This window comes from Pseudomonas savastanoi (genome assembly GCF_020917325.1).
Lineage (GTDB): Bacteria > Pseudomonadota > Gammaproteobacteria > Pseudomonadales > Pseudomonadaceae > Aquipseudomonas > Aquipseudomonas amygdali.
In genome coordinates, this window is record NZ_CP076652.1 from 5,704,270 (window position 1) to 5,727,369 (window position 23,100).

The window sequence follows — 23,100 nt, forward strand, 5'->3', positions numbered from 1 at the left end:
CACCAGCGGCTTTTTTGGGACAGCGGCTTCACCACATTTTCGCGGAGAGCTCATGAACTTTTGGGAATGGGAAGACCTAGATCAGTTATTAGGAAGCGACATGATAAGCTTTGCAGAAAATCCGCTCATACCATGTGATTCGGAATTAATGCTTCACAGACTTGAAGATCAGAGTCTTGAGCTAGTATCAACATCCTCATTAACTTATTCTTTTGGTAACGAGTCAGCTAGAGCTTTAGGTGAGGTTTACAAAAAAGAAAATTCTTTTAAATTTGAAACCCACTACAGCGTTGGAGTTGTCGAGGGAGTTGCTCAAAAATCAGTTACCATCAAAAATGGCATTACTGAAATAAGGTTTTCTCTACAAAAATTAAAAACCTGCTCAGAACTTGATACGCCTATACACTACAGCATAGATTGGATTCAAAATGTCCCCGACAACTATCCATGGCCTGACATGTATAGCGAATTAAGCAAGACGATCGTAGAAAGACATTTTCGTGGATTGCCATCAGTTACCCTCAGATCCGAGAGGAGTAAAGAAAGCTACAACACGTCTGCCATACGCCTGAAGATTTATGGCTTTGACATTATACTGGGGACCAAGCAGAAGCCGAAACAACTCAAAAACGTGAAATCGGGATATATAATTTATCTTGGCAATCCTGATGACGATACTCGAAAGTTAATCCGAGACAGCATCTCGTTTGCACTAGGAACTATGCTCGTTTACATTGGTAACTCTTCATTTGACCAAAATCAAAAATGGAGAGAAAGGGAAGCTGTTTCACCTCACACCCTTGGTGGAAGGGTCTGGCAGCTAGTCAGCGCTCCACCTGCGCCGATAAGTGACAAATCTACCATTCTTGATAAGAACAAAATAGAGCGCATGGCAAACGCCTTGTCATATTACGCCGACAAAACGGACCTGCAGCAGATTCTTTGGAGAATATGGTATGCTCGTACGGCACCTTATTACATGGCTCCAGCTTACTATGGCGCACTGATAGAAACTATTCAAAGGAAAGTCACATCCGATCCGAAAGCAAAGATATCAAGAACTATATTAGATAAGGCCACATATAAAAAAACAAAGAAATTTTTATCGCGATATTTAAATAAGCAAAACTTAGACGAGACTGCGACTAAGCTTTTGCAGAGCAAGATAGATAGCGGAAATTTAGCACCACAAAAAATTCTGTCCGAGAGATTTTACTCTCGTCTCAGCCTAGACTTAGGAAGCGTTGAGCTAAGCGCGTGGGATAGGAGAAATGACGCTGCTCATGGCAATCAAGTTCCATCTGGGGGCGAAATTGATTTGATTCGAGAAACCAAAGTATTGGCAGTCATGCTCAATAGGATCATGCTGAAACTGACTTCAGGAAGCGACAAATATATTGATTATTTCACTCTTAATCACCCTGCACGCTTATTAAAGTCACCTATAGGGGATGAGAGCAATTAAAGAGTTACAGCCTCTAACGTGTTTGATAGTGCAGAGGCTATGGCTGCTTTGACAGCAAAAACCGTAGCATTATTAGGTAGAGGTGAAGGCCCATGTACATGGGCCGCGAGTTGGGTGTTCATATCCTGCACTAGGTCAATCAGATCACATACAACCTTGAAAAGATTAACTTCTTCGGACCCGATCCAGCTTTTAGGAGATTGCAAACGCTGGCTCTTACTGGCGATGCTCTCACGCAGACCCTGAATCCTTTCGTGCATGTCGCCACCCACCGTGGCGTTGTGCTTCTGGCCTACCACTAGGTTAAGGTCACGACCGGTTGCCTGGTGCAGGTCGTCCACTGCCGCCAGGCTCGCAGATCCGCCCGACAGCAGCTTGAGTGCGCCCAAGGCCTCGATCTTCTTCACCCCACCCACTGACTCTGTCGAATGGTCATCCACCGTCCTGGTGTGGTTCTGGAAGCTTTCAGTGTTGGTCATGGCGTCGACTTCGCGCTCGATCGCCTGGTCTTGGATCTTGCCGTCTGTCTTGCGCAACCAGTTACCGTCCGCGTCGACGCGTTGCTGCACCGCATCGCTGTGCTGCCATACCTGGTCACCCTTGGGGACCTTTGGCAATGTCAGGCCATGCGGCAGGATCGTCTGGATGTAGGGCTTGTGCGGCAGGCCATAAGCGAAGCACACCACCACGCTGGTGCCCTCCTCCGGAAAGGCAAAGAATCCCATTTCATCACCACCCACCGGCATGGGCAGCGGCACGCCGGCCAATACCGGCAATGCTGTATCGATCTCGCCGTCCGGCCCCATCACCTGCAGGTCGACCGAGAAGCGTGGTCGGAAGTCGTCACACAGTCCGGCGCTGGCCGGCGCATCAGCCACGGCCACGACCTTGGCGAAGCGCGGCAAGTGATAGCCGCCAGTGAGTTCAGGGAATTGCCGCTCTACGCTGCGTTTGATTGCGTCGTCCATTTGATGGCCATCTGTGTGCCGGCCAGCGTCACGTTCGTGATCCGCTCGCCCTGGTTGATTGATACGCCTGGTCGCAGGCCTGGTAAGGCCGCGATCATTGCGCTTTGGCTGCCTTGGTAACCGTCGAAAAGGTTGACCGGCAGTTGCAGTGGCGATCGAGCGCCGAAGAAACTGTCAGCCCAGGCACCGACGTAGATCTCGCCGTCACCCTGTTGCTGCCAGATAAAGTCCTTGATGCCAAACACCCGCGCCATGCTGTCCAGCGCCTGGTATCCAGCGGCCAGGTTGTAGAAAAACGGCGTCTTTACGCGTGTGTAGGCCTGATCCGGAACCCGGAAGCGCAGCCCGGTCTTGCTGCCGATATCGGCCAGTACCGCGCGCAGATCTACATGGCGCAGGTTCATGGGTAAAGGGTTGATCAGCACCGCGGCTAACTCGCGACACAGCACCACCTGCTCGATGCCGTTGGTGGCGGTGCAGCGCTCGACATAGCCAATGAAATGACGCTGCAGGACCGCTTCGTTGTAGCCGATATCGAACGTGACCAAACCTTTGACGGTGGCACCGGCCTTGATCGTGAACGTGGCGCGGCCCGGACTCTTGAGGTCCAGCCGGACATCGTCATTGATAAGCGGCGTAGCCACGCCGCCGATCGTCAGCACCTTGTGCAGCTTCATGCTCATGGCGTGCCGCCCAGGTAGGTGTCCACCTTCTTGAGCACGGCCTCAAAGCCGGTCAATTCTTCGGCTGCGCCCGATCCGGACCCACTGCCCGCAACACCATCGCCAGGCGCGGACTGGGATGTCACGCCGTTGCCAGCGCGCCGGTTCTCGACCTTCTCCGGGTTGGATAGCTTCTCGCTCAAGGTGAACTGGACGATCCACTGGGCCAGTGTGTCGTCTTCACGGGCGCTGACCCCGTCGGAGAACGTCACTTGGCGGATGCCAAAGGCCTTGGCCGTGTCATTGACGATCCGGTACGTCTGCAGCTGGCCACCACCTGCAGTCGCCTCGGCCAGGCGCATGATGGTGCGTAGGTTCTCGAGGGATTTGTAGGGGATCGTCAGTGCCACGGTCAGCGTTTTGGGCTTGAACCCCTTGTGCGATTTGTCGGTTGCCGATGTCTGGCCGCCCAGCTCGTCGGCCTCGATCTTGAGGTTGGCCGTCAGCTTCATGCGGTGGCCGATGATCTGCTCGCCGTTGAGTAGCAGCGTCATAGGCCCACCAGTTCCTGAACAAAGCTCAGGCTCTCTGCAGAGCCCACCAACAGTGCGCCGGCACAGAGCGGCCACTCATGACCTGGTGCTTCGCCCTCGAGCAGCTCGCGGCGCAGCTGGCCCACGTCCCCCGGTCCCAGCATCCTGGACTGGATCGATACATCGTCGGCACTGTTCGTGAACTGGGCTTTCAGGTCGGCCAACTGCTGCTCGCGCTCCTGTACCTGAGCCTTCTTTCGTGCCTGCAGATCGGCCAGGTCCGCCATCGGCGAACTGTCGGCGGCATAGCCCTCAAGTACCGCCAGTTGACCGGCCATTGACTGGCTGGCCAGCTTGGTGATCGGGCAGCGCTGCAGCGGCAACTGGCTCCAGAGCGGCATTTGCCCCGCGATCGGCATCACCCACTTTTCCACCTCCAGCTTGGCCAGGTGTTCGGCACGGCGCTCGGCGCGCACCAGGTCAGGCATAGGCAACACCACGTTGAACCGACCCAACGTCGCCGCGAGCTGGTCCAGTCGTGTGGCGAGGAATATCAGTACCAGGGCGCTTTGCTGACCTTGGGGCCGCACAGCGTCGGTGGTGTCAGTCAGCTTGTCGGCCAGCAGCTGCAGCAAGTTCGGCGCAGACAAAAAGCGCTGATGGCCACCGCTGCCCTGCCCTACACCGTGCTGAAACGGCGTCACCACGATGCACGACGGGACGTTCTCAAACTGCGCCACCAACGCATCACGTCCTGCGCTGATCGCCGACTTCGCGGCACCCGCAATCAGGCCAGGACTGGTGGTGGCGATATCGGCCAGCATCGAGACGCGCTGGCCGGTGATTGCCATTTCGCTCTGGATCAGGTCGCGTGCGCCTGCCATCTGGTCCATCCATTGAGTGGCTTGTGCCGGCCAGCGAAGCTTGATGTTGGTCCAACTCATGGCAGCACCAACCAGGTCGGGGCTGATGGGCGGGCTGAAATGTCAGGGAACGACGAATGCTCCGGCCAATCACGCAGCGCGCCACGATAGGCCTGCAGCGCCATGTAGTGTCCCACCGACAACGTCGCTGCCTGCCCCGCTTCGAGCTCGTCACGGTGACGGTTGACCATCCCATCGGTCTGTTTGAGCTGATAGTCCCGCCAGCAACGATCATTCTCGCGCAGCGTCTCGATGCTGGGACCAAACGGCGCCATAGCAGCAGGTCGACCACTGTCATCCAGGTCGATACGCATGCCGTTGCTCTGTGCCTCCAGTAAGGATTGGTAGTGCTCTATGCTGATCTCGATCAGATCGCTCGCCGGGGGCAGCAGGCATTCCGGATTGTCGACGGTAATCTGCGGCACCGGGACGCCGAGGTCATCGATCTCGATCATCGGCACGGACTCCTCCTGGCTGTGGTTGCCCGCGATGTATGCGGGATCCGGGACCAGGATCTTCGGTCGTTCGAAGGTTGGGTCATCGATAGTGATGGTTCGGAGCCCGTGGCTCGCGCTGCTGTAAAACCCGCCCGACGGGCGACCGTAAAAGAACTCCATTTATTTCCCCGTTACGCGGTAGTGGATGGTGATGGGGGTGTTGCTTGGGTTACTGCCGGCAACGCGTTGAATGCGTACGGTCATGGCACCCAAGCCAGGGCTATGAAACCCCACCAGGTTCTCGGCAATTTCACTGGTCTCTCCGACCGCCTCAATGCCGAACGTCACAGAGTGGAACGCGGCCGGGAACGACATCGGAAAATAAATCCCCGCTTCCGCCACTGCCCCGACGTCATTCGGCGATACCAGCGTGACTCGCCCCCACTGCTCGATGCGACCGGTGTCAGCATCTTTGTGCCAGCCGTTGACCTCAACCGAGGCAGTGTTTTTCGGCCGGTTGGCTTCGGTCCAAAAACGGTACCGAGCGTTACCCGCTGACCAGCCACCGAAAGCAAACTGGTTGTCCGTGTCCAGACCAAAGAACGTGCCGTAGGACCCGCCCCGATGAAATGTAATCACTGCTGCAGCGGCCGGGTTATTGCCGTTCACAATCGCCAGAGGGGCGTGACCTTGGGTGTGAGCACCCGCCGCTGCCAGCGAAGGAACCTGACCGACGCTGAATGCGGTGTAGCCGTTTTCACCCGCGAGCCGCACAAAACGCCCATCTGACTGGCTGGCGGTATAGGCGTCGGTGATGCCATAGCCACCGAGGGTGGTGGCGACGTTGGCCTTGCCGGCAGGATTGAAGTTGCCCGAGTGGTACAGCTTGTACTGCGGCTGGCTAGGATCAGATCCGCCCAGATACAGCTCATTGTCAGTTTGGAGCCCCAGCATCCGCGCCACACCACGCGAAGAGGCATGAAAGGTAATGGCTGGGTGCAAATCCGAATCCAGAACCAGACCCGCAGATCCCCAAACGCCAAGTTGAGCATCTGCTTTGCGGCTGTACAGTCGGCCGGCCACCGTGCCGCCGCTGGTCGACAGTTTCCCCGCCAGGGCATTGGTCATGCTGGTGGCAAAGTTGGGATCGTTGCCCAGGGCCGTCGCCAGCTCCTTGAGGGTATCGAGCGCCGCCGGCGACGAGTCCACCAGGGCGGCGACCACCGAATGCACAAAGGCAGTGTTCGCGGCCTGCTGGTCCTTGGTCGTGGCCGGTAGCGAAGGCACTCTGACGGGGCCGGTAAATGCTGCCCCCGCCAGATCAGCTTTAAGGGCCGGATTGAAGTTACCGGTGTCCCACGGCTCGCGGCCAAACAGATACGCACGCTGGTTGGCCAGATCCAGGTTCAGCGGATCCGGTACGCCTGTCGAAAAAATACGGAACGTATGGTTATACACATCAGCAAAGACGGTACGTAACGTCGTCGCCCAGCGCACCTCTGGCGAGTCACTGCTACCGTTATTGAGCACTATGGACTGCGTAGTGTTGATCGTACCCGTGACATCCCCACCGTTTTTGTTGAGCTTGGTGTCGACCAGGGCCTCGAGCAGTTGGCGTACAGCTACGACCATTTTGGTGGTGGCCAACACTTGATCACTGTTGCTGGTTGGATCACTGCTGATCGCGTTGGGAATCTGGTCCAGCTTCACGTCATCTTTAGTGGTAGCCCGGGCGCGCAGATTGGGATAGTCGCCAACCCGGGCGGCCAGGTGTTTGATCAGTTCAGTGATGATCGGCTCGACGCTGCGCAGATCGGTAATCAACGATGAGGTGGGCAAGTCGGCCAACGGCACCAAGTAATGGCGTGCGCCGGCACCGTCGTTGTAATCCACCTTGTCCATGCCAAACACCACTTGGAACGTACCCACCACGTCGCTGTGATCGCGCTGCAGAGACACATCCAGCCAGGCCTTGTTGGGCACCGACGGCACGACGACCGGCAGGACGGCTGTCGACTCCAGGCGAATTCCTTCGACATAAGCCACCCCCGCCTTGAGCTGGTAGGTGCTACCGACTTTCTCCAGCTTCAAACCGCTATCAAAGAAGCAGGCACGGCCAAACACATCGCGATTGCTCAGCCGCTCGCGTTCGTCGATGCCTTTGAGGCGTACTGTGAAGTCGTGCTGCCAGGTGCTTGCATCGATCTTGATGCCGGTCAGCTGCTGGGCACCGTCGAACACCACCAGGAAGTTGCGCGTCACGTTGTTGCCGATCTGGTCAGGCAGGACGTTCTTGCGCTTCTGTTGCAACGGCACGTAGGCGACCGACAGCAGCACGTCGTCGCTGGTCTCCAGGCCGATCCAGTTCCAGTCGAAGTCCCCGATATCGGTGCCCATCAACAGGCTGTACACCACCTGGTTGGGATTGACGAAGCCCTGCTGGGTGATGCTTGCGGTGTAGACGATCTGAGCCGCTGGCGGCTTCACGCCGGCGCGGTTGACCGGGCCGGAAACGTTGAGGCCTGGCACGTTGGCCAGCACGAATCGGGCCACGGTCAGCGGCAGGTTGGCCGCTTGTTTCTGGGCGATCAGTTTCTCGCCGGCGAGGGTGATACTTGCAGCCATGAGGGCTCCTAAAGGCTGGCGACCAGCGTTTGCTGATCGTCATTGAAATCCACCAGGGCAACAGCAAGTTGCACCGGGGTGATAGTTACGAAGTCGTACCGGCGACAGGTGCGCCCGTACTGACGGATTAGCACGCGCAACAAGTCGGGGTTCTCGGACAGTTGGGAATCGCTCAGGGTGAGCAGCACGACGTCCCAGTCGCGTTCGGGCATGCGCTCCTGGATCTCGACGTAGCCCACGCCGAGGCGCTCCAGGATGCGTTTCAATCCGGTAGTGCTGCCGGCGTCCACTGAGTTGATAAAGGCGTACTTGACCCGCAACCGGAACAGGCTTTCAGGTTCGGCGGCAAAGCGGGTGACGTCGCGCTGCCAGGCCCACAGCTCCAGAATGGACAGGTGGCAGGTGTCCGCGTCGAACTGCAGGTAAGGCCAGCGCAGCCACTCGGTGGCCTGCTCCCACCAGAACTGGGCGGTGGCCACCAGCTTGGTCAGCTCCAGTCCCTCGAGCCAGAACGGCAGTTTGAGCTTGATCATTGCAGGACCACTGCCAGGGTGCTGATACGCGGGATATCCAGCGCTGACACGATGTCGCTGTTGGCAAACCGCAACGAGCTGATGTTCGGAAACTGGGCGTGCAACTCTTCGGTCAGGCGGCTGAAACTGAACCGCGACTGAGGAAACGTGCGGGTCGGCGCGTAGTCACTCTGGGTGCTCTCGCGAAAAGCAGCGCGGATGAACAGCCCGATCTCGGCCTGCAGCGTCTGCAGCTGCAGCACGGTGAGGTTGGCCACCGGCCAGACCCTGAGGCTGATCGCGTTCAGCGTTTCAGGCATGGCCATCGCCAGCAGATCGTCGCCGTGGCCATGATTGCCGCCGTCACGAATGTGCGTGTTGATCTGCTCCAGGAACGTATCGGCGGGCACGCCGGCGTCAAACAGCACAAAGGCATTGGCACTGCCGGGGCCACGAGGCGCGCCGTGTTCAAAGTACACGCCGTCAGCGGCAACGCCAGGAAACCCGGTGATGATCGCCCGGTACACCGCGTCGGTGTGCCACTGGTTCACCGCCGAGAACTGGTTGCGCACACGCAGGCGCAACTGGTCGTCGTGCTCGGAATCCGCGCCAGGCGTCTGCAGCCAGTCGGTGTTGTTCACCACCTGGACGATGCCAGGCACAGACTGGGGCAGCACCGCGTAGTAACCCGGTGCCAGGTTGTAGCCGCTGCCGGCACCCACGGCCTTGACCGGCACCACCAATTGGCTCTGGCCCTCTTCAAAGCTGCGCGGCTCGGTGGTCACCAACTGATAGATATGACCATTGAGGGTCGGCGACTGGACGACAGTGCCGATCGGCACTTCCAGCTCGCCACCGGTATTGGCGCGGGTGAACAGCAGTTCCCCGGTGGCCACCGTGGCAGCCTTGCGCTCGATGTTCACCGCCCAGGCCAGCATATCCAGCCACTGCGCGCCGGCGGTCTTGACGAAGAAGTTCGGCAGCACCGTGCCGCTGACGAACTCAAGCAGCCACAGCACCGGTTTTGTGACCAGCGCCGTGATGATTCGCCAGAACGGGCTGTAAGCGCTGGTGTTGCTCAGCGTGCTGCCCTGCTCGACGGCCAGCTTTTCCCAGGCCTGCTTGAGCTGCGCATCAGTGGTGGGCACGCCGGAATCACTGAGGGCCTTTTTAAAATCGACGGTCACAGGGTGAGCTCCAGCAGGCCGAATTTAACGGTCGTGGCGGTGACCAGGTACAGCCCCGGACTGCTCTGAACGATCTGCGCGGTGCCTGGCACCAAGCGTTCGTCCGCTTCCACCAGCAATTCCATCTGCTGAATGCAGTCGCGCTGACGCAGCCGGTCACGCTCGGCCACCAGCGTGATCAGCAGGCCACTTTCACGGATCAGGTGCGCGATGTCCTGGGCGATCGAGGCGCGGTCAGTCACCAACAGTGGCTGTCGGGCCGGATCGAGCACCAGGTCGTTGTTCATGATCAGTAGATCGACGTATTCGCTCATCAGCCGCCCACCGCCATGGCCATCATGTTTTCCAGCTCCAGCGGGGTCATCGGTTTGGCGGTGTTGATGTTCAGCGTCTCGACGTGGGTGCCGGCGCGCTGGTTGGGGTTCATGGCGTTGCTCTGGTTCTGGAAGCTTTGCATCAGTCCTCCTTTCGGGACGGCCTGGGGTTTGGTGGGGCTGATCGACGTGTTGGCGTTGATCGCCTTGCGGGCTTCAATGCCCTTGTCCGATTTGGCGGGCAGCTCGATGACCTTCTCGACGCGCGCCGGCAGTGCCGCTTTGGGCGGCATTGAAAACGCCAGGTCAGCGGACGCCTGCGGCAGGCTGATAGGCGGTGCCGGTTGAACCTGGACTACAGGCGCGGGAACCTGCGCCGGCGCAGACCGGGTGACGGCAGCCGGCACCAGGGCCAGCGGCTTGGGTGGTTGGCTCACCGGTGCAGGGGCAGCCGACGTGACTTTCGGCCCCGGCACGGTGCCCACTGGTGGTGTGGTCACCACTGCCGGCAACTGAGGACCCGGCACCGGTGCACCCACCTGACCGGGCAGATCGGGCACCTTAGGCGGCTCGGGCAGATCGCCAAACGTGGTTTCGATGTTCACGCCGGGGATTTTGTTGGCCATCTCGATCAGGCCATTGATCGCGCCTTTCACGGTGGCCAGGATGCTGTCCCACGCTGTTTTGGCGATACCCGACCAGCCGCCCATCGAGCCGAACCAGTTGGACAAGGTGCTCAACTGATCACTGATCCACTGGAACGCGGTGGTGTTCATCAATGCGGCGCACAGTTCGTCCCAGTACACGACGGCGGCGACCACGGCAGCGGCCAGCAAAACGATGCCAGCCACAATCAGCAGCACCGGGTTGGCCAGCATGGCAGCGTTGACCAGCCAAATCGCGCCCTGCCACAGCAACATGCCGAGCCGCACCAGACCCATCCAGGTGTACAGGATCACCAGGCCTGCAGCGAAGGCCGCGACCAGCACGGTGTGAAACAGGAACATGGCAATGGACTTGAACCCCTGCCAGTTAAGCAGCTTCCAGACCGTGAGCATGCCCAGCCAGACCATCTTGCTGACCCCCACGACAAGGGTCAGCAACGACATGGCCGCGACGAAGCCAAAAATGATCAGCGTCGTGATGCCGATGACCCGCGTAATGTTGGGGAACAGCTGCATCCAACGCGTCAGCGTTGAGGCAATGCCCACCAGGCGCTCCATCAGCGGCGTCAGGGTCGGAATCAGGGATTGGCCAAATGAAATGCGCAGCGCATCGACGGCTTTACCGAACTGCTGCCACGGATCGACCATCGCCTTGGCCATCTTTTCGGCGTTCTCAAGACCCCGAACCTTGCCCAGCTCGCTGATACCGTTGCGAAGCCGGTCGGTGTCCTTGGCCAGCGCGCCGATCACCTGGGCACCCTCGCCGCCGAAGGCCTCCACCAGCTTGGTGCCGGCGGCGGCGCTGGTCAGGTCGCCATACTTGCCCTGCAGCTTGTCCAGGATCTGGATCATCGGCAGCGTATTGCCGGCGGCATCGGTGAAGGTGAGGCCGGTTTTCTCAGCCGCTGCGCCGATGTTTTCAAAGAACGCCTTGTAGCGCCCGCCGGCGTCGCCGCCTTCCATGGTGCTGGACAGCGTACCGATCACGGCCATCTGCTCGGCCACGCCCACACCGGCCTGCGTGGCAATAGCGCCCACTTCCTTGAAGGCGTCCTTGAGCTGAGCACCGTCTGTGCGGAATAGCTTCACCGCCAGCGCCGTTTGCCCAGTCAACTGCTCGACCCATTCGACCTTGCCCATCTTGTCGGCTTCGGTCTTGAACAGGTTGTACATGGTGCCCAGGTACGCACCGGTGGTTTCCGCATCGGCCTTGGTGACCTTGGCCAGCAGGTTGCTGGAACTGGTGATAGCGGCCAGCTGGCCGCCGACCAGGCCCTTGATCGCGCCATCGATTACCCGTGACGACGCCACAAACTCGGCGGCGCTGGTGGCGTAGGTGATCGAAAATTCAAGGGCCTTGCGGTTCAACGACGCCAGCGCGTCCTCGGCCGTTCCCAGGGCGCGCATGTCACCCAGCGCCCGGTTGACCTCCAGCGCCGGCTCCAGTGACTCGGTGATGGCTTTACCCGCGCCCACCATGCCGGCCAAGCCCGCGCCCATCTGAATGATGTTCTGCTGGCTCTGCGCGGCAAGGTCGCTAAACGTGGTTTTCACCTTGCCCAGGGGGGCGCTGACCTTGTCGGTCAGGTTCAGGATGAAAGCCAGGCGGGCGGAACGGTCAGCCATCAGGGTTATCCGTTAAAGGCAGTGGAAATACCGTTGGCGACAGCAATTTCCATGCGTCTCCAGTGTTCGTCTTCCAGCCACTTGGCGGTGCCCATGCTCTCGATCGTGGGTTCAGCGCCAGGCAGCCAGCGTTGGGTCAGGGCCAGCAGTTGGCCCAGCCCGTCTTCGGTCAAGCCGTCAGCGTGCTCGAGGGCTTTTTTACGATCACTTCAACGTCCGGCGAATACTCTTCCAGCAGCGCGCCGGCCAGAGTCATGGTGGTGATCGGGTTTTCCAGCAACGCTTTGAGCGCGGCTTTGTCTTCGTCCTTGACGGTGCTCATCAGCAGGTTGTGGGCCGGGGCGACCTTGTTCGCCTGGGTGGTGGCATTGAAATACTTGGTGATGACCTGAGGGCTCAGGTTGAACGTGAATTCCTTGTCGCCACGTTCCAGGGTGATGCTGCGGTTTACTTCGCTCATGTCGGTGTTTCCGTAGGGTTGAGTTGCAAAGGGTCAGGGTTGTGCCGGTGTGCGTTGCACGACCTGGCGGATGTAGTCCTGCAGGCCGAGGATCATTTGCCGGCTTAAGGCGAGCTGATCTCGGAGGGTGAAATAATCAGGTCGAGCGTCTGCTGCGAGTTCGGCGCTGCCTGCATCAGCCAGGCCGGCGGTGCCGGTGGCACTGGGCATTGCGGGGCAGATGGCTTTGATGCGCAGCCGGTAACGGCCATCAGCAACAGCCAGCTGCAGAGTATTGATTTGAGAGCGGGCACTGTTCAGTTCCTGGGTATGGTGGGTGTCGAGCTGGTCCCGCGCTGCGAGCTGTTCGCCGGCCAGGCGGGCAGCCTCTCGCTCGGTGTGCAGATCTGCAGCGGCGTCGACCAGATCAGCGCGGGCGACATCGAGCTGGTTGCCCTGGTACTCGAAAGCGCACCAGGTCAGCAGGCCGACCACCAGCAGAAACAGGGCAAGGCGCAGCGGGCTGATGGTCATTGCAGGCACAGCCTCATTTCGGCCAGTCGGCGGTAGTGCAAGCCACGGACAAAGGTCTTGCGGCCATCGGCACCCGTCACATAGGCCCAGACGGGCGTCGTGCCGTCGGAAGCCCACGCCAGCGCCTTGCAGCCCTCGGTAATGCGGCCCGCATTGATCAGGCCCACAGCACGGCTCGCGCACGTCGTCGGCACGCCGAAGTTGTGGCCATGGCTGCTCAAGGCGTCGAACGTGTTCTGCCCGATCATCTGGTTGGTCAGGCAGTCGGCCAGGCTCAACTGGCCCTTGGCGATGACCAGGCCTTCCACCTCGGCGCAGCGCGCATCGGACCAATATTCACCGACCACCACTGGATCCGGGCTAGTGTGCTTGGTGATGCCCTTGCAGACCGTGGGCAAACCACTGGCCAGCTTGTCGGCATACACCACGTTCTGGCCGTTCCCTTCCCAGGTGCCCAGAAACGCGGTCAACGTGCCGCTGCAGAGCAGCAGCACGCCTGCGGTGATCTTGACCCGCAGGCTCATGGTTTGACCCTCCAGTCCCGCAGCATCTGGCGGTACTTGGGGATCAGCAGCAGGATCTGCAGCACCATGTAAAACGCGGTCAGCATGTAGGCCACGGCGGACCAGTCAACGGCACCGGTCGCACCGGTGGCGGCGACGCCGATCGCGGGCGACGCCTTTACCAATGCAATAGCGGTGTCCTGAGCAGCTTGATTGGTGCTCATCGACGAGGCCCCTTTTCAGTCAGGGTTTGGCAAGGCACGCAACGAGTCATGCCACCCAGCGCCTGGCGTGCTGGCGGGATCTCCTTGTCGCAGTCCTGGCAATGGGTGAGGCTCGGCCCGCTCGCTCGCGGCTTGGCCAACTGGGCCGCAATGGCCTGGTCACGTTGACGCTGCTCCAGAGCCTGCGCACGATCGAACGGGCAGACCATTACGTCAGGCCCTCGATTTCAGCAGCAGCCAGGTACGGCACGCCGTTGATCTTAATGAAGTCCGGACTGGTGACGTCGAACGGAACCTTGTGGGTGTTTTTCGCCCCGCCTTTCGGATCGATGCTCAGCAGGCTAGACACACGAACCTTGCAGCCGAACGCCTCAATGCGCAGTTCCTCCTCGCCGGCCTTGGCGAAGAACACGAGGTCGAACGGCTCCAGCTCGCGGAAACTTCCCGCAGTCTTGGCCTGCTCGATCAGCAGATTGAAGTTGGTGGTGTCCAGCTCCAGTTCGCCAGCTGCAGCGACATCGCCGTCGACGTGGCCATTGGGCACGCCCTTGGTCTGGGCCACGGTGCTGTTGTCCGTGATGTCGATGGTACCGGCCTCGACGTGAACGAGCAGATCGCCCAGGTTCACGTCGAAGTTCTTACCGCCAATTTTTGCGGCCATGGGTTACTCCGAATCCGTAACGGAAAGGTCCAGCGCGATGTTCGCGGTCAGGTCTTTCGGGCAGTTGAGGGGGCGCAGCTTGAGGTAGGCCACGACAGAGGTTTTGCTCGTCCAGGTCAGCACGATGTCGCCGTCCTTGGGCTGCTCGATCTCGCCAGGAAACACTTGGCCGGCGAATTTGGTGGACTTGGCCATCGCGCGCAGCGGGGCCATCAGCTTGGACGTGGTGGTCGCCATGCTATTGGCCGAGTTGTTCAGGCTCCGATCACCCACATAGCGAATCAGCAAGATCCGCACGCGGCGGGCAGCCTTGTCGACGACACGCAGGTTCTCGATCACCTGGAAGTCACTGCCGGGGGTGTCCAGCAGGTTGCCGTCGCCCCAGTAGGTGCCCGGATAGTCCGGGTACGTCTGCGGCACAGACAGACGCGCTGCGTCGAGCTGCGAAAGCACCGCGGTGCTCAGCGGGATGCCGTCCATGTCTTTGGGTTCAGCGCCCAGGCCCAGGACCGCGCCGGTGGCAACGCGCATCGGGGTGTCGGCAATGCTCACGGCGGCATTGGCCAGTCGACCGGCCAGCACGCCCAGGTTATTGCCGTGCAGTTGCGGTACCGGCAGGACCCGAGGCGCAGCCAGGCCGTCGACGATGGCCTTCTGCTCGACGACGTAAGCGCTCCAGCTCAACTGCGGAGCAATGCCGGCAGTGGCCGCCAGCACGAAGACGCGGCGGCCCAGCTTGTTGCTCAGGTCATTGGCTGCAACGTGCATCGCTGACAGCTCGGCCTGAGTGGTCACCGGGTTGACGATCACCACCGCTTCGAAGGAATAACTGCGGGCCGCGCTCTCAAGCGCCTGTTGCCAGGTGGTTTCGCCTGCGATCGGAGCGGCGATGCAGGCCCAGCGATCGCCGCCGTTGCTGCGCGCCGCAAGGATCTGGGTTTTCAAGCCGCTGTCCGCAACGCCCAGCTGGACGTCCAGATCACTTTGGGTGTCCAACGGGACCAGCTTGCCGACGTTCTTGGCAGCGGGACCGATGAACAGGAAATAGCGTTCGATCTCGCTCACGGCACCCTGGCCGAGGTTGAGATTGTTAACGCTGACTTTGCCGAGTGCCATAAAGCGGTGCCTCGTTAGCGGGGTGAATTAAGGATTTGTCGCAGCACCAGATTCACCAGCTGGCTGGTTTCACTTTCGCTGGCACCGAGGAACTGGCGTGCAGGTAGCTGGATGTCCCAGCTTTGCGCGCCGGCGGATTCGGCTCGTTGGTCGTCCAGGACGCGGATCAGCAATCCCGCCCGGGCGTAGTTCAGGTGTTGCTGGATCCACGCCACGGATGGACGGGTCAGGGTCTTTTTGCCGGTCTGGCGGGTCTTGAAACCCAGACGTCGCAGGGTCTTGGCCTGCTTTTCGGTAGCGGCGGTGCCCGGCGGAACAGTGTTCCACTGGCGCATCTGCGCGGCGGTGCGCCGCTCGGACACGCCGTTGTGCTGCTGCGAGGCAACCCAGCGGGTCAGCGTGTTACGCCAGCCCAGCTCAGCCTCGTTGCCGGTCAAACGGGTGACGTCGAGCAGCTTGCCCAGTCCCGTTTCCATCTTTTTCTTGCCCTTGAACGTGTCCTTGCGGGCCTCAAACGGCGTGCCGTCCAGGTTCTGCTGGTTGCGGATCCGCTGGCGGCTCAAGCTGCGCACGCGCTTGGCCACGTTGTTCAGCAGGCGCTTGCGCTTGGGCAACGGCAGCTCCATCAGGGCCAGCAGATCCTGAGCTTCGAGCATGCCGCGAATGTCCAGATCAAAGGCCATTGCCGGTCACCTCGCCGTTCTCAGCGACCCACAGGTCGAACGGCACAAATGACCAGGTGCTGCCTAATGCCTCGATCTCGCCGGCAGAATCCTCTGCCAGGTATTGGGCCTCGGTGAACTGCAGCTTGATGTCGACGTCGGCCAGGTCGTTATCGAGCATGACCACGTCGAACACGACATTGGGCAGACCATCGCGGTCCTGGTCGTTGTTTTCCAGCCAACTGCCTACCAGGGCGAATAGACGCGCCGGGTGATCAGCGAACCGCTCGATCGAGATCGTCGCGCCGTAGTTCATGTCACCCATGTGCATACCCTGGGTGTCAGGCTTCCAGATCAATTCCACCTGGACCTGGTCGGTCCAGCTGTCGAGCTGTTCCGGTGCGACCATCTGGCGCGACAGCAGATAGGCGGTCAACGCCTTGAGCTTGATCACAGCAGCGCCGCCGTGATGCGGCCACGGCCCTGCAGCGACCGCACGGCGGCCTGGCTGAAAGCGAGGAAGGTTTCGGATCGTTCCGGCAGTTCCTTGCCCACGTTTTCGGCGCTTTCGCGACGATTGACCGTTGCGAACTGAGTCAGCAGGCTGGCTTTGGCCCGGCTGTAGACAGCACGCTTGTACGTCGCCGCTTGAAAGGTGCGCTCTGGCAGGACGGTGGTGTCTGCAGACTCAACGTTGGACACGCCAGCGCCCTGCCAGCGCGCTTTTAACTTGGCCAGGTCGGTGTTGACCTCAACCATGGCCGTGGTCAGATCGGCGGCCAGCATCTCTACCAGGTACTCCGCCGGCAGGCGGTAACCTTTCTGAAACTCAGCCACGGAGAGGTTCGGCCAGAAGCCGTCGTTCTCGATCGCTTGCTCCACAAAGGTGGTGGGTTTCCCGGAAAAGCTCATACACTCCCTCTAGATGTCGTAGAGGAACGGGAAAAATGGCCGAAGAAACTAAACGAACCGATACCCTGAACGCGTGGCTTGAAAACCGCGAGCCAGCCGCAGCACACAGCAACGAGCTTGTTCAGGCACATGCCATGGCTCTTATGTGGCTTGAAGCCCAAAATATCCGCCCGGAAACCGTCGAAGACGCATTGAAGGTTACTGACAACTACTTGGCAGTCCTGAAAGAATGTGTAGATGTACTGGGGGGCAGCAACCTGGAAATCACCGCGACTTTCCCCGACGGGAAGGTGACGATAAAGATGCTTTCGCAGTGATCCGTTAAACATCTGTGCCTCACAAAGCCCCGCCCAGTGCGGGGCTTTTCGTATTAGGGGCGGGAAAACTGTTTCAGTGGGTCAGGGCCATAAAATGGTTGGCTCACATCCACAGTTTCTCGCCGGGGGGGGGGTAGTCGATTATTCGTTGCCGTTGCCGGCGTTTGCGTTGGCTTGCGCCTTGGCCAGTGCCTTGCGGCAGTCAGCCAGACGTGTCCCTACGCCGATGCTTTCGTAGAGCTGTTCAGCTCGTTCAAAGTGGTGAATCGCTACAGGCCAGTCCTTGCGATGCAGCGCGATCATTCCCAGCAACTTGTGGTAGCGAGCCGGGATGCGCTCAAACAGCTCCCATTCACCGTCGACACGCGATAGCAGGTTGGAAACGTAGGGTTCAGGGCTACGCCTGGCCTTGAATTCAGCCTCGGCCCAGTCGATCACCTCGTCTGCAACGAACGTCGGGATGTCGCGATTGAAGCGCTCAGGCAGTGCCTGGCCCTGAGAGATGGCGAAGTCGGCCAGCTCCAGGCCCTGGGTGAACTGCTCGGTGTCGAACAGCCAGATCAGGACGTACACCAGCACCGAGTTCTGGAAATTCAATTCCGAATCGCGATACCGCTGTACATAGTCCAGGTACTTGGGCAGCAGCTCGTCACGCTTGAGCAACTGGCGCTGCTCACGACTATTGATCGCGCTGATGCGCTCCAGATCGCCCGCCAGAGCGTCTTCCATCAGCTTCAAATGCTTGCGTGCATTGGCGGGGCTGGACAGCGCGGTGTCAGCGGAATAAGCCATCGGGGCACCGGCGATCGCGGCCGCTGGGCCTTCTGCGATCAAGCGGCGTTTGTGCGCCAGTGCCAGGCTCATGCTTTCACCACTTCGACGTTTTCAGCCATGGCGAACTTTTCCAGCTGCTCGATCACATAGCCTTCGTTACGGCTGTTGTAATCCTCGACGCGGGAGCGCTTCGGGTTATCAACGGTCTGCTTGCGCCAGCTGGAGTCCTGGAAATAGATCGACAGGTTGTCGAAGCTGGTGACCACCACCGAGTTGACCGGAAAGAACGGCACGCTGAAGCTTGGCAGGCCGCCATAGGTCGCGATGACCTGAGCATCTTCGATGCGTTCTTTCTCGGTCGGCACGTCGCCCTGTTTGGCGTACAGCTTGGCCTTGTCGGAGGCCAACAGGTCACTGCCAATGATTGCGATCAGATCGCCGCCGTCGCGGACACGCTCGTCGACCATCTGTTTGGTGTCATGCACCAAGGCGTCGAGGTTGGCATAGTCGCCGCCTTCGCCCAGCGTGATCTTGCCGGCTGTCAGGCCCTGACTCAGGACCTGCTCAGGGATCTGCTCGCGAGCGATCTGCAACCAGCCCTTGTTCACGTCCTGCAGCATCGGGAATTCAGTGAGGCTGGTTTGCGGAGCCGCTTTGAGGCCGTGGAAGCCGATCATCAGGCGGTCGAGTGCGATTTGCTTCTGCACAGCTGAGGAATAGCGCTGCTGGAAGTCCGGAAACTTGGCCCAGGCGTCGATTTTGGCGTAAGGCAGGCTCACGTCAGACTCAGTGGAATACAGCTCGTACTGGGTATCATCCAGCGCCGATGCGTCCTTGGCTTCGCGATCAGTAGTCTTGGTGTTGGTGCGGCCGGTCACAGGACCGGACACGCCCAGGAACACCTTCTGACCCTTGATCTCGGTCACGCCGATGACATTGATGCGCTGCAGAAAATCGGACTTGTGGGTGATTGCCTCGTTGAGTTCCTGGGCAATCGAAGGCTCGACGCTAAACGTCTTGCTGGCCAGCTCGACGCCGTAGGATTCAGCCAGGGAAACCTGCAGGGCCGCGAACATTTTCGCGCCGAATGCGCTCAGTGACTGGGCCATGTCAGAGTACCCGCTTCGGTTTTGGGTCAATCGCACCGGTGGTGCGCGACAGTTGACGGCCATCCGGCTTGTCCAGCAAGGCGCTGAATTTGGCCTCCAGTTTGGCCAGGCCAGCAAGAACGGCAGTGTTTGCCGTAGCCTTGCGGCTCAACTGCTTCTCTTCTTCGGCGGTGGCCACGATGCCGTCGACGGCTGCCTGCACGTCGTCAATCGGTGCCTGGTCGGGTTCCGGTGCGGCTTCTGCGAAGCTGTCGATCAGCGCCTGAATGCCGGCGGCGACGATCAGCTGCTGTTCGATCAAGGCCTGCAGCGCTTTGGCTGTAGCTTCATCCATTGGGGGTTTGCTCTCGGTAGGGGGTTGCGGGGTGGTTTCGGCGGGCACCTCTTCAATGCCAAAGCGCTTGAAAAAGCCGGAGAACAGATTGAGCAGCTTGGCCACCTCGCCCTGCGGCTCGTCTTCACCGATCGTCCCGAACGGAACAGCCGCCGCGTAATGCACGGGCTTGCCGGTCTTGCGGGAAAAGTAGAGTTCCTGAGTACCCAGGCTCGCGGGCTCGTCAGTGACGGCCAGGCCGGTCAGGTACGCCCTGCCGGTGTTGGCGAAGTCGGGCATGATCTCGATGCTGGTGAAGAGTTTTTCGCCTTGGTCGTTGAGCCACAGCAGCTTTTGGTTGGGCTTCAACTGCGCTTCCAGCGCGACCTGACCGGGTGCCAGGCCCTCAACGTCCTCGATCAGGCGCACGGCAAACACGGTGCCGTAGGAGCCTGGCCAGCGCTCATGCTCGGACCAGATGGTCGCTGTGTAAGTGGCGGTGCTGTACGTCTCGGCGATGTCGCGCAGTTCCTGGGGCGTGATGACGCGGCCATCAACGGTAGGACCGCTGGTGGCGACGCGTTTCCAGAAGCTGACAAGGGAACGGGGCATGGTAGGAACTGCGCTCATCGGTGAGTTGAGGCCCCAAGATAGGGAGCCGCAACGCCTCCAACAAACGGTTTACTTTCGCGCTTCTCCTATATTCGATTTATAGGAGAAACGCGGATTTTAACTGCACGTTTTCCGCGTTTTCGCCGCATAGACTGCGGCCCATGTACTACTCAACCGAAGTCAAAGAAGCCGCCAAACGCCTGTTTCTGCGCCGCCACAAGGCCAAGGAAATTCAGGCGCAACTCAACCTGCCCAACATCCGGATCGTGTACCACTGGATCCGCGTGGGTGGCTGGGAAGAAATGCTGACGGATGAAGAGCCGCTGACCGCCGTCAGCCGGCGTATCACCCTGCTCCTGGAAAAAGCCGACTCGCTGACCAAGGGCGAGCTGGACGAACTGGACCGGTTGACGACCGTTCGCGAGCGCCTGGCCAAGCAGTGTGCAAAGCCTGCGGTTGCGCCGGTACGTGATGAGCAGGACGACGATGGCCATCGACGTGACGACCAGCGCGGCGAGCGTCGGGAACGTGGCAAGCGCGACGGCAAGAAGCGGGAAAAGAAGGTCAAGAACGACGTCAGCGAGCTGCGCGAGGTGGACTTTCTCGACAAGTTCATCAGCAAGATGTACGGCTACCAGAAAGAGCTGTTCGCCGCCAAACAGAACCCGCTGACCGCCAGGATCCGGAACATCCTCAAAAGCCGCCAGGTGGGCCTGACCTACTACTTCGCCGGCGAAGCCTTCATGGATGCGGTGCTGACCGGCGATAACCAGGTGTTTCTGTCAGCGAGCCGCGCCCAGTCCGAGATTTTCCGCAGCTACATCATCGCCTTTGCCCAGTCGTGGTTTGGCCTGGAGCTGACCGGCAACCCGATCGTACTCAGCAAGGACGGCAAGCCCTGGGCCGAGCTTCGCTTCCTGAGCACCAACAGCAGCACCGCGCAGGGCCACCATGGCCATGTGTACGTCGACGAATATTTCTGGATCCGCGACTTTGAGAAGCTGAACACCGTGGCCAGCGCCATGGCCACCCACAAGAAGTGGCGCAAAACCTACTTCTCCACGCCCAGCGCCGTGTCGCACCAGGCCTACCCGTTCTGGCAGGGCGAGAAATTCCGCAACAGCAAACGCAAGGCTGCCAAGGATCCATGGCCAAGCGACAAACAGATCTCTGCCGGCGCGCTGTGTCCGGACGGTCAGTGGCGCAAGGTCATCACCATTCTGGACGCGATCGCCGGCGGCTGCGATCTGTTCAACCTCGAGCAGCTGCAGTTGGAGTACGACGACGACAAGTTCCAGCAGTTGTTCATGTGCAAATTCATCGACAGCAGCCAGAGCGCGTTTTCCCTGGCCGATCTGGAGCGCTGCTATTCGGATCTGTCGTTGTGGGCCGACTTCGATCCGGACGACCCGCGCCCGTATGGCAACAGCCCGGTCTGGATTGGGTACGACCCAAGCCGGACACGCGACGACGCGACCTGCGTGGTCATCGCACCGCCGCTGGAGAACGGCGGCAAGTTCAGGATCCTAGAGAAGCACAGCTGGCGGGGCCAGTCGTTCAAGTACCAGGCCGAGCAGGTCAAGAAGCTCACCGAGCGTTTCAACGTCCAGCACATCGGCATCGATACGACCGGCATCGGCTACGGGGTGTTCGACCTGGTGCGCGACTTCTATCCTCGCGCCACCTCGATCCATTACAGCCTGGAAACCAAGAACCTCTTGGTGCTCAAGGCGCAGGACACCATCCAAGGCAGCCGCATCGAATGGGACGCCGGCTGGAACGATATCGCCCAGGCATTCCTGACCATCAAGCGCGGCACGACCGCCAGTGGCCAGGTCACCTACAGCGCTTCGCGCACCGACGCCACCGGTCACGCAGACGTGGCGTGGGCGGTCATGCACGCCCTGCAGTACGAACCCCTCAACACGGACAAAAAGCGGCGCAGTCGCTACGCACTCACTGGATCAACTCCTCATGGCAAAACGCAAAACTCATCAGCAACAAAAGCCGGCGCAACGGTCCATGCGGGCGTTCACGTTCGGCGCGCCGGAATCCGTGCTGACCGACAACATCGCGCAATATCTGGGCGTGTTCGCCAGCGACGACGGTCGCATATTCACCCCGCCAGTTTCACGCAGGGGGCTGGCCAAACTGCTCAAGGCCAACGCGCACCACGGCGCGATTCCAGGGTTCAAGCGCAATCTGCTGCTGCGTGAGTTCATCCCTTCAGCCGGACTGTCAGTGGCCGATATGAGTCGGGCTGCGCTGGACTTCATGGTGTTTGGTGAAGCGTATTTCTACCGGGTGCCCAATATGCTCGGCCAGATTCTGGAGCTGCGTCACCTTCCCGCTATCAACATGCGGGTGAAGGTCGACGGTGGGTTCGTCCAGTTGGAGCAAAACGGCCAGGAAACGGAGTTTTACGCCGACGAGATCGAGCACGTCCTCAACTACGACGTAGAGCAGAACATTTATGGCGTGCCTGAGTACCTGGGCGGCCTGCAGGCGCTGCTGCTCAACGAAGCCGCGACACTGTTTCGCCGGCGCTACTACAGCAACGGCGCGCACGCGGGATACATCTTCTACACCAACGACCCGAACCTGACCGAGGAGGACGAAGAGGAGTTGCGTGCCCAGATCACGGCCAGCAAAGGCGTGGGCAACTTCCGATCGATGTTCGTCAACATTCCCGGCGGTGCCGAGAAGGCCATCCAGATCATCCCGGTGGGTGACTTCCAGGCCAAGGACGAATTGGAGAAGGTGAAGAACATCACGCGCAATGACGTGATCGCGGCCTGGCGCATGAACCCGGCACTGGCCGGGATCATCCCGGAAAACAGTGGCGGCTTCGGTGACATCGAGAAGATAGATCGCGTTTACACAAGCAACGAGATCAGGCCGATCTGTCAGCTGTTTGACCAGGCCAATGAGACGCTGCGAGAAGACCGGCGGTTCTCTTGGCAGTTGGTACCGGTGACACCTGCAACGGCTTGATATGACCGAAACC

General features: G+C 60.0%; 28 protein-coding genes. 4 read left to right on the forward strand and 24 right to left on the reverse strand.

Annotated features, from left to right (window positions below; all coding sequences use genetic code 11):
* Positions 1-52: 52 nt before the first annotated feature.
* Positions 53-1,465 (forward strand): hypothetical protein, encoded by a 1,413-nt coding sequence (locus KP808_RS24505; protein WP_230017095.1) that lies wholly within the window; start codon positions 53-55, stop codon positions 1,463-1,465.
* On the opposite strand, the gene KP808_RS24510 is transcribed toward KP808_RS24505, so the two are convergent.
* The 21 genes from KP808_RS24510 to KP808_RS24610 are packed head-to-tail and all read right to left on the reverse strand — an operon-like array spanning position 1,462 to position 16,968.
* The gene (locus tag KP808_RS24510; protein WP_230017096.1) at positions 1,462-2,433 is read right to left on the reverse strand and encodes a hypothetical protein; all 972 of its coding nucleotides are present in this window, start codon (positions 2,431-2,433) and stop codon (positions 1,462-1,464) included. The genes KP808_RS24505 and KP808_RS24510 overlap by 4 nt on opposite strands.
* On the reverse strand, positions 2,406-3,116 hold the full coding sequence (locus KP808_RS24515; protein ID WP_230017097.1) for a hypothetical protein: 711 nt from the start codon (positions 3,114-3,116) through the stop codon (positions 2,406-2,408). The genes KP808_RS24510 and KP808_RS24515 overlap by 28 nt, the downstream gene beginning before the upstream one ends.
* Positions 3,113-3,649, reverse strand: coding sequence for a baseplate complex protein (locus KP808_RS24520; protein WP_230017098.1), 537 nt, complete (start codon positions 3,647-3,649; stop codon positions 3,113-3,115). The genes KP808_RS24515 and KP808_RS24520 overlap by 4 nt, the downstream gene beginning before the upstream one ends.
* Positions 3,646-4,572 carry a hypothetical protein gene (locus KP808_RS24525; protein ID WP_230017099.1) on the reverse strand — a complete coding sequence of 309 codons (927 nt, stop codon included), beginning with the start codon at positions 4,570-4,572 and terminating at the stop codon, positions 3,646-3,648. Before KP808_RS24525 ends, KP808_RS24520 begins: the two co-directional genes overlap by 4 nt.
* Positions 4,569-5,168, reverse strand: a complete 600-nt coding sequence (locus tag KP808_RS24530; protein ID WP_230017100.1) for a phage tail assembly chaperone — start codon at positions 5,166-5,168, stop codon at positions 4,569-4,571. Before KP808_RS24530 ends, KP808_RS24525 begins: the two co-directional genes overlap by 4 nt.
* A complete protein-coding gene (locus KP808_RS24535; RefSeq protein ID WP_230017101.1) occupies positions 5,169-7,613 on the reverse strand; it encodes a phage tail protein in 2,445 nt (814 codons plus the stop codon).
* 8 nt (positions 7,614-7,621) lie between these two features.
* A complete protein-coding gene (locus KP808_RS24540) occupies positions 7,622-8,146 on the reverse strand; it encodes a phage tail protein (RefSeq protein WP_230017102.1) in 525 nt (174 codons plus the stop codon).
* Positions 8,143-9,312, reverse strand: a complete 1,170-nt coding sequence (locus KP808_RS24545; protein ID WP_122278817.1) for a baseplate J/gp47 family protein — start codon at positions 9,310-9,312, stop codon at positions 8,143-8,145. Before KP808_RS24545 ends, KP808_RS24540 begins: the two co-directional genes overlap by 4 nt.
* Positions 9,309-9,626 carry a DUF2590 family protein gene (locus tag KP808_RS24550; RefSeq protein ID WP_230017103.1) on the reverse strand — a complete coding sequence of 106 codons (318 nt, stop codon included), beginning with the start codon at positions 9,624-9,626 and terminating at the stop codon, positions 9,309-9,311. The genes KP808_RS24545 and KP808_RS24550 overlap by 4 nt, the downstream gene beginning before the upstream one ends.
* Positions 9,626-11,917 carry a phage tail tape measure protein gene (locus tag KP808_RS24555; RefSeq protein ID WP_230017104.1) on the reverse strand — a complete coding sequence of 764 codons (2,292 nt, stop codon included), beginning with the start codon at positions 11,915-11,917 and terminating at the stop codon, positions 9,626-9,628. The genes KP808_RS24550 and KP808_RS24555 overlap by 1 nt, the downstream gene beginning before the upstream one ends.
* Positions 11,918-11,922: 5 nt before the next feature.
* Entirely contained in the window at positions 11,923-12,066 is a 144-nt protein-coding gene (locus tag KP808_RS24560; RefSeq protein WP_003342293.1) for a DUF6890 family protein, read from the reverse strand.
* A 20-nt stretch (positions 12,067-12,086) separates the two neighbouring features.
* Positions 12,087-12,377 (reverse strand): putative phage tail assembly chaperone, encoded by a 291-nt coding sequence (locus KP808_RS24565; protein ID WP_230017105.1) that lies wholly within the window; start codon positions 12,375-12,377, stop codon positions 12,087-12,089.
* Positions 12,378-12,410: 33 nt separating this feature from the next.
* Positions 12,411-12,890, reverse strand: coding sequence for a lysis system i-spanin subunit Rz (locus KP808_RS24570; protein ID WP_230017106.1), 480 nt, complete (start codon positions 12,888-12,890; stop codon positions 12,411-12,413).
* Positions 12,887-13,414, reverse strand: a complete 528-nt coding sequence (locus KP808_RS24575; RefSeq protein WP_230017107.1) for a lysozyme — start codon at positions 13,412-13,414, stop codon at positions 12,887-12,889. Before KP808_RS24575 ends, KP808_RS24570 begins: the two co-directional genes overlap by 4 nt.
* Positions 13,411-13,617, reverse strand: coding sequence for a hypothetical protein (locus KP808_RS24580; RefSeq protein WP_003342302.1), 207 nt, complete (start codon positions 13,615-13,617; stop codon positions 13,411-13,413). The genes KP808_RS24575 and KP808_RS24580 overlap by 4 nt, the downstream gene beginning before the upstream one ends.
* Positions 13,614-13,826: a TraR/DksA family transcriptional regulator gene (locus KP808_RS24585; RefSeq protein WP_230017108.1), complete on the reverse strand. Its 213-nt coding sequence runs from the start codon at positions 13,824-13,826 to the stop codon at positions 13,614-13,616. The genes KP808_RS24580 and KP808_RS24585 overlap by 4 nt, the downstream gene beginning before the upstream one ends.
* Positions 13,826-14,278, reverse strand: coding sequence for a phage protein (locus tag KP808_RS24590; protein ID WP_230017109.1), 453 nt, complete (start codon positions 14,276-14,278; stop codon positions 13,826-13,828). The genes KP808_RS24585 and KP808_RS24590 overlap by 1 nt, the downstream gene beginning before the upstream one ends.
* Before the next feature lie 3 nt (positions 14,279-14,281).
* Complete coding sequence (locus KP808_RS24595) at positions 14,282-15,394, reverse strand: DUF2586 domain-containing protein (protein ID WP_230017110.1); 1,113 nt, start codon at positions 15,392-15,394, stop codon at positions 14,282-14,284.
* Between the two features lie 14 nt (positions 15,395-15,408).
* On the reverse strand, positions 15,409-16,077 hold the full coding sequence (locus KP808_RS24600) for a phage virion morphogenesis protein (RefSeq protein WP_230017111.1): 669 nt from the start codon (positions 16,075-16,077) through the stop codon (positions 15,409-15,411).
* A complete protein-coding gene (locus KP808_RS24605) occupies positions 16,067-16,510 on the reverse strand; it encodes a phage tail protein (protein WP_230017112.1) in 444 nt (147 codons plus the stop codon). The genes KP808_RS24600 and KP808_RS24605 overlap by 11 nt, the downstream gene beginning before the upstream one ends.
* Positions 16,507-16,968, reverse strand: a complete 462-nt coding sequence (locus KP808_RS24610; protein ID WP_230017113.1) for a head completion/stabilization protein — start codon at positions 16,966-16,968, stop codon at positions 16,507-16,509. Before KP808_RS24610 ends, KP808_RS24605 begins: the two co-directional genes overlap by 4 nt.
* A gap of 35 nt (positions 16,969-17,003) precedes the next feature.
* On the opposite strand from KP808_RS24610, the gene KP808_RS24615 reads away from it, so the two are divergent.
* Positions 17,004-17,285: a hypothetical protein gene (locus KP808_RS24615; RefSeq protein WP_230017114.1), complete on the forward strand. Its 282-nt coding sequence runs from the start codon at positions 17,004-17,006 to the stop codon at positions 17,283-17,285.
* Positions 17,286-17,426: 141 nt separating this feature from the next.
* Here KP808_RS24615 and gpM read toward each other — a convergent pair whose 3' ends face one another.
* From gpM to KP808_RS24630, 3 genes are read right to left on the reverse strand one after another with little or no spacing between them, the layout of a single operon-like run.
* The gene (gene gpM / locus KP808_RS24620) at positions 17,427-18,149 is read right to left on the reverse strand and encodes a phage terminase small subunit (protein ID WP_230017115.1); all 723 of its coding nucleotides are present in this window, start codon (positions 18,147-18,149) and stop codon (positions 17,427-17,429) included.
* Positions 18,146-19,168 carry a phage major capsid protein, P2 family gene (locus KP808_RS24625; protein ID WP_087673223.1) on the reverse strand — a complete coding sequence of 341 codons (1,023 nt, stop codon included), beginning with the start codon at positions 19,166-19,168 and terminating at the stop codon, positions 18,146-18,148. Before KP808_RS24625 ends, gpM begins: the two co-directional genes overlap by 4 nt.
* Before the next feature lies 1 nt (position 19,169).
* On the reverse strand, positions 19,170-20,093 hold the full coding sequence (locus tag KP808_RS24630; RefSeq protein ID WP_230017116.1) for a GPO family capsid scaffolding protein: 924 nt from the start codon (positions 20,091-20,093) through the stop codon (positions 19,170-19,172).
* Positions 20,094-20,254: 161 nt separating this feature from the next.
* On the opposite strand from KP808_RS24630, the gene KP808_RS24635 reads away from it, so the two are divergent.
* Positions 20,255-22,309, forward strand: a complete 2,055-nt coding sequence (locus KP808_RS24635; protein ID WP_230017117.1) for a terminase large subunit domain-containing protein — start codon at positions 20,255-20,257, stop codon at positions 22,307-22,309.
* Entirely contained in the window at positions 22,236-23,087 is an 852-nt protein-coding gene (locus tag KP808_RS24640) for a phage portal protein (protein WP_230018977.1), read from the forward strand. Before KP808_RS24635 ends, KP808_RS24640 begins: the two co-directional genes overlap by 74 nt.
* Positions 23,088-23,100: the final 13 nt, after the last annotated feature.